The sequence below is a fragment of the Trichlorobacter thiogenes genome (assembly GCF_900167465.1).
Classification (GTDB): domain Bacteria; phylum Desulfobacterota; class Desulfuromonadia; order Geobacterales; family Pseudopelobacteraceae; genus Trichlorobacter; species Trichlorobacter thiogenes.
Window position 1 is genome coordinate 155,798 of record NZ_FUWR01000006.1, and the last position, 15,150, is coordinate 170,947.

5 protein-coding genes are annotated in these 15,150 nt (G+C 52.8%); 1 reads left to right on the forward strand and 4 read right to left on the reverse strand.

The genetic code is table 11. The features are described from left to right. Positions 1 to 42: 42 nt before the first annotated feature. Complete coding sequence (gene hflX / locus B5D39_RS07490; RefSeq protein ID WP_425274631.1) at positions 43 to 1,695, forward strand: GTPase HflX; 1,653 nt, start codon at positions 43 to 45, stop codon at positions 1,693 to 1,695. Positions 1,696 to 1,820: 125 nt separating this feature from the next. On the opposite strand, the gene B5D39_RS16755 is transcribed toward hflX, so the two are convergent. The 4 genes from B5D39_RS16755 to B5D39_RS07510 all read right to left on the reverse strand — a co-directional run bounded on the left by B5D39_RS16755 (position 1,821) and on the right by B5D39_RS07510 (position 14,713). Beyond that, positions 1,821 to 4,082 carry an InlB B-repeat-containing protein gene (locus B5D39_RS16755; protein ID WP_161947446.1) on the reverse strand — a complete coding sequence of 754 codons (2,262 nt, stop codon included), beginning with the start codon at positions 4,080 to 4,082 and terminating at the stop codon, positions 1,821 to 1,823. Positions 4,083 to 4,596: 514 nt separating this feature from the next. Further along, positions 4,597 to 7,719, reverse strand: a complete 3,123-nt coding sequence (locus tag B5D39_RS07500) for a LamG-like jellyroll fold domain-containing protein (protein WP_161947447.1) — start codon at positions 7,717 to 7,719, stop codon at positions 4,597 to 4,599. Positions 7,720 to 8,015: 296 nt separating this feature from the next. Then, a complete protein-coding gene (locus B5D39_RS07505) occupies positions 8,016 to 9,644 on the reverse strand; it encodes an autotransporter outer membrane beta-barrel domain-containing protein (protein ID WP_078789839.1) in 1,629 nt (542 codons plus the stop codon). Between the two features lie 194 nt (positions 9,645 to 9,838). Then, the gene (locus B5D39_RS07510; protein WP_078789840.1) at positions 9,839 to 14,713 is read right to left on the reverse strand and encodes a LamG-like jellyroll fold domain-containing protein; all 4,875 of its coding nucleotides are present in this window, start codon (positions 14,711 to 14,713) and stop codon (positions 9,839 to 9,841) included. Positions 14,714 to 15,150: the final 437 nt, after the last annotated feature.

Below are 15,150 nucleotides of genomic sequence, written 5' to 3' on the forward strand. Positions count from 1 at the left end.
GGAGACCGTCCCATCAAAGAAATCCACGGCAACCTTGCAGGGCTGAAACAGAGCCAGATTCAGGCGGTAGAACGTCTCTACCGTCGCCGCATTCCGGCTGATGAACTCTGTTCAGCTGAACTGGCCATCCGCCTGCTTGAACTCTCCCTTGAACTGCGCCGCCAGATCGGCCTGCTGGTTAACCGTCACGGCGCCATCGAACTGATCCTGATCGGTACGGAAAAAGGGCTGCTGATCCCCGACTTGAAAGAGTACCCCCTGGGCCGCAAACGGCTGCGGGGGTTGCGCCTGCTCCACACCCACCTGAAATCAGAACCACTGACCGAAGATGACCTGACCGACCTGAAGCTGCTCAGGCTTGACCTGATCGCCGCAATCGGGCCCCTTGATGGGCGACGCAGTATCGTGCATCTGGCCCACCTCTCCACCGAACCGGGCGGCATCAGCGTACTTCCTCCGCAACTGCTGGAAAAGGCGGTTGAGTACGACAGTACCTTTATCACCGCGTTGGAGCGCAGCCTTGACAAGGCGATTCAGGTAGAGGCGCAGGCCAAAGATGGCCAGGAACGGGCGATCCTGATCTCGGTCAGGGCCGGTGGTGAACGGCGTGAGGTGGATGATTCACTGGCAGAGCTACAGGAACTGGCCCGCACCGCCGGGGTACAGGTATTGGACAGCTTTATCCAGCTGCCCCGCAAGCTGAATCCCCGCACCCTGATGGGAGAAGGCAAGCTGCAGGAAGTGGTAATCCGTGCCCTGCAGCGAGGCGCTACCCTGCTGATCTTTGATCAGGAACTGACTCCGGCCCAGGTCAGGGCCATCTCCACCATGACAGAACTGAAGGTCCTTGACCGCAGCCAGCTGATTCTGGATATCTTTGCCGGACGGGCCAAAAGCCGTGATGGCAAGGTACAGGTAGAACTGGCCCAGCTGAAATATCTGCTGCCCCGCCTGACCGGCCGGGGGGTCCAGATGTCCCGGCTGATGGGTGGTATCGGCGGCCGTGGACCGGGTGAAACCAAGCTGGAGATCGACCGCCGCCGGATCAGGGACCGGATCACCGCACTGGAGCGGGAACTGGTGGAACTCTCCCGCGATCGAGAACAACGCCGCAGCCGCCGGGTCAAGGCCGGGATACCGATCATCTCCATTGTTGGCTACACCAACGCCGGCAAATCCACCCTGTTAAACGGACTGACCCAGAGCGAGATCTTTACCGAGAACCTGCTCTTTGCCACTCTGGATACCTCCAGCCGCCGCCTGCGCCTGCCCCGTGAGCGGGAGGTCATCATCACCGACACCGTCGGCTTCATCCGCTCCCTCCCGGTCTCCCTGATGGGTGCCTTCAAGGCCACCCTGGAGGAACTGCAGGATGCCGACCTGCTACTGCATCTGGTGGATGCCTCCAACCCCCGCTTTGAAGACCAGATCTCCCAGGTCCGCACCATCCTGGCCGAACTGGGTCTGGCTGAAAAACCGGAACTGGTGGTCTTTAACAAGACCGATCAACTGGAAGGACTGAAGAAAAAAGACACCATCGCCTTCCTGCGGATAGCCCAGGCCAAACGCCGCCACAACGCCATCAGCATCTCCGCCGTTGACCGCAAATCTCTTGTCCCCCTGCTGAATGAGTTAAAACGTAGATTCTGGCCAGGGGTGGATGACTCTTTTCAAGCTCAAGCAGACGTTCCCTGACATAAAAGCAGGCCGCCCCGATTGGGAGCGGCCTGTGTAACTTTACGATCATAATATTGCGCTAGGACAAGAAAATCATATAGGGAGATGTATTTAAGACATTTCACTATCAAACCCCCATCCGGCTACTTCACCACCAGCCGGTCAACTGTCAGGCCGCCACTACTGATAATCAGATTGCCATCCAATGTGGTATAGCCGGTGCGGCTGAGATAGTCATCTGCATAGCCACCATTCAGAGTAAAATAGGTTCCTAGGTCAAGGGTCAGATTTTCACTAAAGGTCACTGCCTTGGCTTCAATAATGCCGGTGTTACCGACGGCGTTATAGGCGGTTTGCAACGTACCAAAAGCTGTGCTGCCGATCCTTGCCTTTGGATCAAGGAGAAAGGTGACATTCGCGATTGCGGGTGACGTCATTGCACGTCCACAGGAAGTCTCACTAATTGGGCACGACGGGCCCCAAAAACCCCACCCGCCAATTCTGAACCCCGCTTCCGGGATTGCCGTAAGGGTTACCAGTGTTCCATATGGATAGAATGCATCACAGTCATCTCCGCAGTTGATGCCTGCCGGATTACTCACAACCGTGCCATTGCCGGTTTTTGAAACCGAAAGGCCGACCTGGGTGATGTGGGCCCAACAGCTGGCCGTAGAGCCGCCTGGCGATCCGTTGCAGCTCCAGACCCACTTACCATCGTTATAGCCTACAACTGTGGGGGTTCCGGTCAGACAGAGATTTTGAGTCGGGGCCGTATCAAATGTTTTCGCCTGGCTGCTGCCACAGGCTCCGTTAACAATCAGGCCAAATGCGGCTGTGACACCACGATTATAATCCGATAGCGTCACCGTACAGGTGCCGGTGGTACAGCCCTCCGCACTCCCCCATCCGCTAAAGTAGGAACCGCTTGAAGGAGAGGCAGACAAGATTACAGATGCATGGTTGTTAAAGTAATTCGAGCATTTCGTGCCGCAACTGATGCCGGATGGTGAACTGGTTACTGTTCCTATTCCCTGACCTGACTTTGAAACCGAGAGTGTCAGTTGGGGTTGAGTCAAGGAGCAGATGGAAGGGGAAGCTGATGTTTCGGCTATCGTCGCCTGTGAGTCCACGGCAGTCGCTGTGGATGAACTAAGCGTCAGTGAGGAAAAAGCGACTGTTCCTGCTGCACTGTTCTGCGGTACATTTGCGGTTTCACCAATGCTGTAACAACCATCCAAACTGCCATCCTGCTCAAGCTTCATCACCCATAGATCGAAGGTTTGCAGTCCCAGGGAGGCTGTTGAGCCGACAACAATGTAGCCGTTATCAGATGTCTGCTGAACCGCATTGACTGAATCACCGGCTGCTCCGCCATAGGTCTTTTGCCACACTTCGCTACCGTATTCACTCAGCTTCAGCACCCAGGCATCCCCGTTGCCGGCGCCGGAAGATCCTGTTGATCCGGCAACGATATAGCCACCATCGGCTGTCTGCCAGACAGAAGAGAAACTGTCTCCACCTGACCCGCCCCAGGTTTTCTGCCAACTTTCTGTGCCATTTTCCGCCAGCTTCAACAGCCAGCCATCAAGCCCCCCCGCGCCAAACGAGGTGGTAACGCCAGCCACAATGTACCCTAGGTCGGCTGTCTGCTGGATTGCGGAAGCACTCTCGAGACCTGTCCCACCGTAAGTCTTTTGCCATTCTATGGTTCCATTCTCACTTAATTTAACTATCAAAGCATCAGAATTGCCGGCACCAAAACAGTACGTGGTTCCGGCAACAATATAACCGCCATCTGCTGTCTGCTGAATAGCAACAGCCTCGTCGCTGTCAGTGGTTCCCCCATAAGTTTTCTGCCACACCACGTTGCCTGAGGCATTCAACTTCAGCACCCAGGCATCGTAACTTTCACCAAAAGAATTTGTGAAGCCTGCCACAATATAGCCGTCATCAGCTGTCTGCTGAATGGCACTGGCAGAATCGTACCCTTCACCGCCATAGGTTTTTTGCCACACCACCTCGCCAGAGGCATCCAACTTCAGTACCCAGGCATCTCCATTGCTATTTGCGCCATAGGAATTTGTATAACCTGCCACAATATAGCCGCCATCAGCGGTCTGCTGGATGGCACTGACTGAATCGTACCCTTCACCGCCATAGGTTTTCTGCCACACCACTTCGCCAGAGGCGTTAAGCTTCAGTACCCAGGCATCCTGTTCAGTTGTGCCGAATGAAGAGGTGTTTCCGGCAACAATAAAGCCACCATCTGCTGTCTGCTGGACAGAGGCAGCAGAATCACTGTTATTGCCGCCCAACAGTAATGACCATGAGCCGCACTGGGCCGTGGCGTACCCTGTCAGAATCAAAATCGTTACTGCCAGACATACAACAAGATGCCTTTTCATATGATCCTCCTTACCAAACATGGCCGTTCACCGGCAACAAACTCCGGTTAAACGGCCATGTTGCCTGATTATCTCCTGCGGTGAACAACTTTCCCCTGACAATGGAATGAACAATCAATTGATTAAAGCATAAAACTTCAACAACGCAACTAAACCACCTGAGTTATTTAAAAACATCCAAAACGGTTTTTGCCGCAAAAGAGCACAAGGAAACAAAAGAAGAACAGACTGGTAGCTATGTTTTACGCAACCGCTTGCAGGCAGGTTTGAAACGCATTCTAACTACTCTTCAGTTCTTTGAGATCTTTGCGTTCTTTAGCGGCCAACTGCTTTTTCCAAGCCCTTACCTGCTACTGTACCACTACCCCGCTTACCTACAGGCTGATGCAGAATGAACAGCCGCCGATTGTCACGCTAAACTGATTGACATCAGTACCGTTCAGGGCAATACCGAAAACAGCCGTCAAAGCAAGTAGCCATCAGACATTATCAAGCAGCAGAACTTTCAGGATCTTCACTCGGATATGGCACCAGCCACGATCAACTGATCCACCACCAGACTACCGCTGCTGATTGTCAGCCTGCCGTTCAATGTCGTACTGCCGCTACGGCTGCCGAAACCGGCAACATACCCGCCTTGCAGGGTGACGCTCAGGCCACGATCAATAGTCAGATCCTCCGTAAAGGTCAATCCCAGCGCCTTGATAAGATTACCAGGTTGTGCCGCAGCATAGGCGTGATGCAGGGTGCCATAGGGGGTTGTCAAAGCGCCAAGCCGGACATAATCGTTTACAAAAAAACTGGCGCTTGCCGTATGGCCGACAAACATGCTGAGTGAACGGGAGGTATCAGTGCCGCTGCAGTCACCGCCCCAGCCGCTAAAACCGGACCCGTTTTCAGGAATGGCGGTCAGCGTGAGCGAAGTGCTATCCGGGTAGCTTGCCGTGCCGGTATTGTCTGACCAGCTTAAGGTGCCGGGAGAGACATTGGTCGTTACCGTGCCGCTGCCTGTTTTCGTGACGCTAAGTGGCCATGCAACTCCTGGGACCGCATGGTAATTCTCCAGAACTTCAGTGGCTGTCAGGGCGCGATTAAACAGCTGCACTTCATCGATAGATCCCCTGAGTATTGCACCGCCCGGTGTTTCAATGGCCCATTTGGCGATCTCCAGCGGGCCGTTATTATCCAGATTCACGCCAGTGTCATCCATGGTAACATCTTCGACACCATCAACGTACAGACGGAATTTTCGGTGTAAGCTGCCAACAGGATCTCTGGTTACGGCGATATGATGCCATGCATCATCGGCAACCGGCAGTGCAGAGGTTAGTGGGGTACCAGCGGTGATTTCAAAGATCGCCTTGTTGCCGGAAACCCCCAATGAATACCAGGCAGTGGCACCGGAAGCAGGACGTTTTGTTATAACCCGTGTCCATGTACCGACATCTGATGTCTTCACCCAAACAGCCAGGGAAAATTCATCCACCCCGAAGCGTAGTTTCTGATTATCAGGTACGGTGACATATCCAGTCGGATTGCCGGTAAAAAAGAATGCCTGGCCGATCTTGCCGGGAGTGTAATATGGATACAAACCAACCGTACCGTTAAGACCACCCACCGCATCAAGGGCGTTTCCTTCACCCTTCCACCAACTGACAAGCCCGGTATACGTAAATTTCGAGGAACTGCTGGCAACGCTGGTGCCGCCGGGCGTGGTTACACAGATATCGACGATGCTGGTAACTGTACCAGCAGGCGCTATCGCGGTAATCTGGGTATCGGAGACAATGGTAAAACCGGCGACTGTTGTAGCGCCAAATTTCACCGTACTGGCATTGGCCAGATTAGTCCCGGTGATCAGCACCTGGCTTCCTCCGGTTGCCAGACCTCTGGCAGGGGAGATGCCGGTAACAGTCGGAACAAGCGCCAGTCCGGCACTGCCGGCGTTGTAGATATTCTGAACGTCAACAGCTGCCAGGGCGCGGTTGAAGAACTGCAGTTCATCAATCTGGCCGGAATAAATGCCATCGTAATAATTTTCGTTGAACCATTTGCCCAGTTCAAGTGGGCAGGCATTATCCAGATTCGCTCCGCTGTCAGGCACTGAAGCATCCTCTACCCCATCAATATACAAATGAAATTTTCGCGGTGAACTGCTGGCCGGGTCTCTGGTTACGGCAACATGGTGCCACTGCCCGTCAGTAACCGTGGCAGAAGAGGTAATGTTGTTGACACCAGTTTCAAAAAGAACTTTACCGTTATGGGCAGCCAGTGAATACCATGCCGTTGCCCCGTCAGTTATCCGTTTTGTCACTATACGCTTATAACTACCGGTATTGGTCGTCTTGATCCAGGTGGCAATGGAAAATTCGTGTGTACCGAAGTTAAGCAGAGGATTATCAGGTACGGTAATGTATGAGGGCGATGCACCATTAAAAACGCCACTAAAACTGAATGCCTGACCAACCTTGCCTGCGGTGTAGGTTATGCCTGAAGTCGCTGTTCCCACAAGACCGCCGCGTGTATCAAGGGCGTCACCCTCGGCCCGCCACCAACTGACCAGCGATGATGGCGGTGTAATGGGGGCAGTCCATCTGGCATAGAGCGTGGTTGGTGCAGCAATGTTGAAGGTTGCGCCGGGCTGATAGGTGGTGCCGCTGGCATCGGCTGCAGTGTTCCAGCCGTTAAAGACGTAGCCGGTCTTTGCCAGCCCACCGCTGTTATTCAGAACCGTAGCTGTGGCGTTCAGGGTATATCCGGTGCTGTCAACCGGCTCACTGCCGCTGCTGCTGCCATTGCCGTTGTAGGTAACAGACAGAGGTGAAACCGTAGCAGTCAACGGCACATTCACGTTCAAGCCGCCTGAAGTAACCGTCAGGTTGGCACTCTTACTGCCGATAGTTGTTGGTTTGGCGCTGACCAGCACGGTGCAGCTTGCACCGGTAGCCAGGGTTGGCGAGGTAAGGCTGCTGCAGGGGTTTGTTCCACCAGTGGCAAGGGTAAACTGCCCGGAATCCGTTCCGTTCAGGGCGATTGAGGTAACAGTAAGCGGGTTTGCGCTGCTGTTTTGCAACGTAAACTGATGGCCAGACGAAACAGAACCAAGAATCTGGTTGCCAAAATCCGGTGCCCCCAAAATAACCAAAGCCCCCAATGACCAATGCTGTCCGGCACGAACTGGCCATACGTAGTTGAAGAAGACCTTACTGGCGGCACCCGTGTTGCCGTCGCCCATGCCCACGAACAAGGCGTCCAAGGTGTAGTAAAACCAGTCAGTGGAAGACCAGTAGTTGTCCGCCTGGACGTTGTTAAACCCGGCAGCATTGAGCGTATCATCGCGGTATCCGGCATTAACAAAAACACTCAACTCATCAATGGTGGGCAGGTGCCAGTCACCTGTCGTGGAACTATCGCTCAATCCGCAGGATGGTGATGCCAGACCGGCTGCAGACGACTTAGCCGCATCCCAATTCTGTATCCCGTAACAGTTGGCATTCTTCAGCCAGCGCAGACTGCTGACGGTATCAAGCATGGTGCCGTCATTCAGATCGACGAAGCGATCCAGTGACCAGACCTGGCTGCTGCACAGCAACAGCATTGAAAACAGCAGCAGCACCATCAGTTTCAATTGTCGCATGCAAAACTCCTTGAAGAAGGTGTATCCCATAAACCAGAAGACGGCAGGTACTCACGCGAAGCCGCGAAGCTCGCGGAGGAAAAGCTAAAAAATCCAACAGCGACCTTTTTCCTTTTTCATGAGGTACTGAAAACAATTTTCCTTGTGATTCTTTGTGTTCTTTAGCGGCAAACTATTTTTCCAAGCTTCTACCTGCTACGGCACCGCTACCCAGCTTACCTGCAGGCTGCCTTTCAGGATGGTAGGCAGAGGTTTGACACAGTTCTTTACAGAGACAGAGAGAGCGCGAAACAAGCTTACTTTACTGGCACGTACTCGCACGTGCTCGAAAGTGATGAATAGTACCGATCATAAACCCCGACGCAGGTAAGCGTCGCCCCGTTATCGTTAATTGCATATCCTCCATCAAGTTGTGTGTTTCCGACAAAAATCGCAGTACCAGTATCGTTGTGAATAGTATGCGTCGGTGCCTTGATCACAGAATTATTAATCTTGATCGTTCCGCCAGATTCGCCATAAATGCCCACAGCGGCGTGGTAACCCATCGATACTCCGACCGTCACATTCGTCATTGTCGGGGATGAATTGTTGTTTCTGACACCAAAAGAGACCTCCCCACCCGATGCAGTGACGGTCATATTGGTCATCGTCGGGGAAGAGGTGTTGCTGTTAAAAACGCCATAGTTGAGGCCTGTCTCTCCCGATGCGGTGGCTGCCGCGTTGGTGTTGATCATCATCGGAGATGAAGAGGCGTTATTCATAACACCATAGTTGCTGACTGTAGCCCCCGATGCGCTGGCTGTCACATTGATCATAACCGGGGAAGAAGATACATTATTGAAAACGCCAGCACTTTCGGATGCCCCTCCCGATGCAGTGGCTGTCACACTGGTCATCGTCGGGGATGATGATGCGATGTTGGCTACGCCATAGCTGCTGCTTCCCGCCCCCGATGCAATGGCGGTTACATTGGTCATTTTGGGGGATGATGAATTGTTGAAAACGCCAGCATTGCTGTTTGTCGCTCCTGATGCGGTGGCGGTTACATTGGTCATGGTCGGGAACGAGGATGCGATGCTGGCTACGCCATAGTTATTTAATGCCGTCCCGGATACGGTAGCTGTTACATGAAGCAGTGATGGCGATGCCGAGATATTCAGCAAGGCCGTTGAGTAATTTGCCGTAGCGATATTTTCCAGGGTAAGAAAACGAAGCTCGGCATTAGTAGCCCCCATCACCGTCGCAATGGTGAGTGGATATGATGCAGAACTTAACGTAGAGGTTATCTTCGTCACCTTTTCCCCTGATCCCTCGATGTCAATGTAGGGCAGCATGACCAGACCGGGGGATCGTACGGTGTATGTCCCCGGCATAATCTTAAGCAGGCAGGTATTGGTGGATGACGGGGTACCACACCACAAGGCCACTTCATCCATTGCAGTTACAGGGTTTGTGTAATCACCACCACTCTGGGCAACAACGGCAACCTTGCCGTATTTCTTCTGAACGGTGCTCAGGTCCAGTTTGGCGGCAGAGATCGGTCCACTTATTTTGGCGTCAGTGATACTGTTATCGGCAATTGTGGCAATGGCAGAGATGTTGGTTAATGCTGACCCATCGCCTTGAAATGCTGTTGCCTTTATTGTTCCGATAACATCCAGTTTTTGTGAAGGAGTCGGGGTACCGATACCGACATTGCCGGTCTGGTAATAAATATCAGTATTGCTGATTGTCCATGGTGCAGGAAAATCCGAAGGCTTTGTAATAAGCGTGTGGTTCGGGTCACCGCTAAAGTAGAGCCTATCAACTTTCAGGTCTCCGATTATCTGGGTATCACCGGCATAAAGCATTGTTGACGAGAGGGTGCAGGTAGCAATAAAGCACACTGCTGCTGGTACAAATGAAATTGCCCTGATCTGTTTCATGCTAGTCTCCTGATTCATTTTTATTGGGTATAACATGAGCCTCACTGCCATCAGGACAAGTCGTCTCATATAAGAACCGCCCTTCATGGTGGTACGTAGAAGTCAAAGAGCGTTCTTTATAGAAAGAACGCTCTAATCAATTAAAGCACAAAACTCCGACAATGCAACAAAACCACTTGAATTTATTTTATTTTCTATTTCACCACCACCCCGCTTACCTGCAAGCTGCCGCCCTTGATGCTCAAAACACCTTTGACGGTGACGCTGTCCACCTTGGTAGTACCGCCGTTCAAGGTCAGGCTGCCGTTCAGGGTGGTGGGCAGGCTGCCCTTAACACTAAACATGCCATCATAACCACCGTACAGGTTAAGCGAGGTGCCAAGAGTAACGGTACCGTCAAACTGACCGCCATAGGCCCGGATCTCATGCCCGGCTGATGCGACGGCAATCGCCTCGGCCAGGGTGCTGTAGGAATTACCGGTGGTCTGGTTTTTGGCCTGGTACTGCAGGGTGTAAGTGAACAAGTCTTCACTGCTGGTGGCGCTGGTGCCGCCGGGGGTGGTGACGGTGACATCTACGGTCTGGCCGATTACACCGGCTGGAGAGGTGGCGGTTGCCTGGGTGTCTGAGTTAACAGAAAAATCGGTGGCATCAGTTGCAGCAAATTTAATTGCGGTCGCGTTGTTCAGGCCGCTGCCGGTAATAGTGACACTGGTGCCGCCACTGGCAAAACCACTGGATGGAGAGATGTTGGTGACGGTTGGGACAAGTGCCAGCCCGGCTGGTCCGGCATTGTAGATACCATGGATTTCTGTGGCGCTCAGGGAACGGCTGAAGATCTGCAGTTCATCCATCAGGCCGGAGTAAATGCCACCATAGGATTCGGCAGCCCATTTGCCGATCTCCAGCGGGGCGCTGTTGTCCAGGTTCAGGCCGCCATCATCCAGAGACGTGTTCTCAACACCGTCGATGTAAAGTCGGTATTTCCGGGACGAGGTGCCTGTTGGATCTCTGCTGACAACAATGTGATGCCACTTACCATCGGCAACAGTGGTGGAAGACGTGCAATTAACACCACCAGCTATTTCAAAGAAAGCCTTGCCGTCATTAAGAGCTAAAGAGTACCAGGTGCCACCGGTACGTTTGGTAACAAGCCGCCGGTAGCTGCCGTTGTCGCTGGACTTGACCCAGGTGGCGATGGCAAAGTCACCCGTGCCGAAGTTGAGTGAAGCACTGCTGGGCGCATCAAGGTATTCAGAGATCGTCCCGCTGAAGCTGAAGGCCTGACCAACCTTGCCGGATGCAAAGCTAAAGCTGGTGGCGCTATGGAGTGTGGCGTTGTTTGTTCCCAGAACATCCAGCCCGTTTCTCTCCCCTCGCCACCAGGAGACCAGCCCTGACGGCGGCGCAACCGGGGCAGCCCACTGGGCGTAGAGGGTGCTGCTGGCAGCCATGACAAAGGTTGCGCCGGGCTGGTAGCTGGCGCCGCTGCCGTCGGCTGCCGTGTTCCAACCGTTAAAGACATAACCGTTTTTTGCCAGTACGCCGCTATTACCCAAAACCGTGACTGTGGCGTTCTGGGCATAGCCGGTAGTGTCAACCGGCACACTGCCGCTGCTGTTGCCATTGCCGTTGTAGGTGACATACTGTGCGGTATCAACCAGACGCAGTACTGTGTAGGTATTAGGAGAAAAAGGAGCGTATGCCACATACGGGGTGCCATCCGGGCTAAAGGTAACAGCGACATTCCTGGAGTTATTCAATCGAGACATATTATCCGGTAAATCCAGATCTGCCAGCGACACCCAACTACTACCGCTCAATTTCTTTACATATACTTTTTCCGGCCAAACACCATCGGTTCCGGCAATAACCGGAGTACCATCGGGAGCAATGGCGATGGAAGTGACCCCCCCACGTCCGCTCGTGGTACCATCGGAACCCATATCGAACCAGTCACTGCCATTAAATTTGTAGATTTTACTTGGTGCTCCTGCAGCCGCCCAGAGTGTTCCGTCAGGAGCAAAGGCAAATGCAGTAATATCAGCAGACAACTCCCCCACGGAGACCCAGTCGCTGCCGTCAAACCTCAGAAATTTTTGGTTACCTGCCAGATAGAGACTGCCATCCGGGGCAAAAGCAATGAAGTTATTAGGAAACGCCCCTGGACTCTGCAATAGCGACTGCGTGCCGACATCAACCCAGTTTGTACCATCAAATCTGCGCACCAGATCCAAATCTATACCACCAAGCTTTACCTTTGCCCCCACGTATAATTCTCCGTTGGGAGCAAAGGCGACGCTCCCACTAAAAATATCTTCCGTGGTTAACTGTTTTTTATTCCATCCACTGCCCCCGCCGTAAGAAATATATGATTGCACTGAGCGAGCATCTATGATGGACAGTGTTCCATCCGGGGCGAATACAGGACTGACAGTACCGATATACCCTGTCCACGTTAACCAATTAAACTCATTTAGATTATATGCATTGTTGCCGATAATTCGATCTACTTGTTGGTGAGTCTGAGAATAACGAACACTTGGATCATCCTTATTATACGCCACGTGGATGGTGCCGTCCGGAGCGAAGCTGATGCCGCCAACACTGGGAGACTCATACATGGCCTGGTACGTTGAAACTACCCATACAGGGAGGGCAAAGTTCTTTGCTGCATTGGTTGTAAGATTGACGGCTACCGGTGTCGGCTGAATCATGCTGTTGTCTGCTATGAAACAGAGTGTGTACTGCGTATTACCTGACAGGTTTCTGACCGTGTAGTGGCCGGGAGTGTTTCCGGTAAGTGAGAGCGAGCCACGTCTGTAGGCCGTATTGTTGGCGGAGTCAAGGCCGGCCTTCACCTGATTGGCGCTGCCGCAGGGGACGTTGCTGCCGGCGAGCAGGGTAAACCAGCCGATGCTGTCATAGCTGGCCTGAAAGGTAAGGGTAGCCTGGTTGGCCCCCAGATTGGATACTGTCGGAGCTGTGAGGGGTGGCGCTACAGCAGGGATTATGGTGATAGATTGAGTCCCCCGTACTGCGGCATGATCCGCAGTTTCAGGAAAATCAACCGCAATAGTGCAGGTACCTACTTTATCAGCTTTGATCACGGCGTAATCCGTAATTTTATGAAGAGACGTACTTACGTAATAATAGGTGGAACCAGTAAAGGTGGTATCGATGGTGTATGAACTTGTTATGGTACAGGTTTCCGGGGTCAGTGAGCTGTAGGTTGCAGGAAGGTGTAACAATGCGTCATCAAGCGAAGAATGTGCGCTGACAACGCCGGTTCCCCCAATGAAAATGACAGGGGCTGCAGTAAAAATAGCGTTCTGGGCATACTTGCCGTAGGTAAACAGATCGGCACTACTGGTGGCGCTGGTACCGTTGTAGGTTGTAACCGTAACATGTACCACATCACCAATTGCCGCCGTAGGAGCCACGGCGGTGATCTGGCTGTCTGAGTTGACGACAAAACTTATGGCATTTTTGCTGCCAAACATCACACGCAATGCATTGCTAAAACCGGTACCGGTTATGGTTACGTTTGTGTTGACATCAGCAAGGCCGCTGGATGGAGAGATTGAGATGAGCACCGGCGGGACAGGAGGGCTTGCAAAGCGCATTACGGTAATTTTATTGCCGAATTGAGAATCCTTAAAGGCTACAGTGGGAGTGCCATCAGGAGCAAATGCCAGAGATGTGTCTCTCGCTTTCATGATCCCGGCGTCCCCGACCGTAATCCAACTGCCGCCGGTATATTTCATTACACCGCTTTGGAGGCCGACGCCACCTGCATATGCCAGATAGGGGGCGCCATCAGGTGCGAATGCCAAAGAGAAAGCCCAGCCTGCTTCGGGTGTAAATCCGGCGCTTCCCACCAGATCCCAGCTGCTGCCGTTAAACTTCATCACCGTGGCTTTACCAGCGTTTACTGCATCCGAATACACCAGATAGGGGGTGCCGTCAGGAGCAAAGGCCAACGGGCACGCAAGCCCCCACCCCCCGGGGGTGGCAAAGGGAAACGCCGAGTTTCCCACCAGCTCCCAACTATCGCTGTTTAACCTTTTTACACCGATTGTCATACCAGAAGCTTGAGTTGGGTCAGAGCTGAGATACGAGATATACGGAACTCCGGCCGAGCTGAATTTCAGTGAAAATACGAGAGCCGCTCTTGTCGCATCTGAAAATGCAATCCCACCCACGGGCATCCAACTGCTGCCGTCATATCTCATTACCCTGGTAATGCTATTTTCAACTTCAGTAAAAGCAGTATATGGGGTCCCGTCCGGGGCAATCGCCAAAGACATATAGTCGATGATACCAGATGAAAACCCGGCATTTCCCACAGAAGCCCAGTCGTTGCCGTCAAATTTTTTCACGGTGGGTTTCATGCCGTTTACGGAATCTTCATACGCAATATAGGGGGTTCCATTCGGAGCAAAAACCAGAGAGATGGGATAATCACTCGTGAAAAATCCCGGACTCCCCACGGTGACCCAGCCAGCGCCATCCCACTTCAGCACCGTACCGGATGTATTGTGCAAATACGCCAGATACGGTGTGCCATCCGGTGCATAAGCAAGCGCATGATAGTCGCTACTGCTTGTAAAACCGGGATTACCCAGCAGCTCCCATACCGGATTGCTGTAGGTTGCGGCGGCAACTGTGGTCAGGTTTGCTGTCACCGGGGTCGGCTGCAGGGATATGCCGTCATCGGCGGTAAAACAGGCGGTGTAATTTGTCGTCTGGATCAGGTTAGCTATGGTGTAGCTGCCGGAGGAATTGGCAGAAAGCTTTAAAGAGCCACGTCGAAATGCCGGACTGCCGTTGCTGTCAAGGCCGTCTTTCACCTGCGCGCCGGTGCCGCACGGTGTGCCGCTGCCGGGCAGCAGCGTAATATAGCCGGTGCCGTTTTCACTGGCCTGCACGGTCAGGGTAACCTGATTGGCCCCAAGGTTACTGGTGGCAGGGGTGGTCAGCGCAGGGATGCCCGCCTGGGCCGGAACAGTAATCAAGCTTACAAAGAATACAGCCAGCAATGCCATCATCCATTTTAATTGTCGCATACCTAAACTCCCTGAAGAATATGTATCCTGTAAACCTGAAAACGGCAGTTACTCACGCGAAGCCGCGAAGCTCGCGGAGGAAAACAATAGAGAGATCCAACAGCGACCTCTTCACTTTGCCGTCTTTTCTTGTAATCCTCTGTGACCTCTGTGACCTTGTATGTTCAGCGTGTAGCATCTAATGTTCTTTCAAGTAGCCAGGGAATGACAGCTTGATCGTGTTTTGGGACACCAAGCCCGTCACAGAGCGTAAGGCGTCATTCCCTTCCTCCCAATAGCCCGAACAGTTGACTGGGGACCATCTGGATCCCGCATTCTGCAAGAACGGGAAAGGAGAAAGACTATGGGAAAGAATCTGTTTATCGGCATTGATGTTTCTAAAGCTATTCTTGATGTTGGTGTCATTCCAACAGAAGAAGTAAAACGTTTCACCAATG

Bases quoted from the DNA above. Each gene is read 5' to 3' on its own strand.
- B5D39_RS07505 (WP_078789839.1), bottom strand. From the start codon at position 9,644: ATGAAACAGATCAGGGCAATTTCATTTGTACCAGCAGCAGTGTGCTTT.
- B5D39_RS07510 (WP_078789840.1), bottom strand. From the start codon at position 14,713: ATGCGACAATTAAAATGGATGATGGCATTGCTGGCTGTATTCTTTGTA.
- B5D39_RS16755 (WP_161947446.1), bottom strand. From the start codon at position 4,082: ATGAAAAGGCATCTTGTTGTATGTCTGGCAGTAACGATTTTGATTCTG.
- B5D39_RS07500 (WP_161947447.1), bottom strand. From the start codon at position 7,719: ATGCGACAATTGAAACTGATGGTGCTGCTGCTGTTTTCAATGCTGTTG.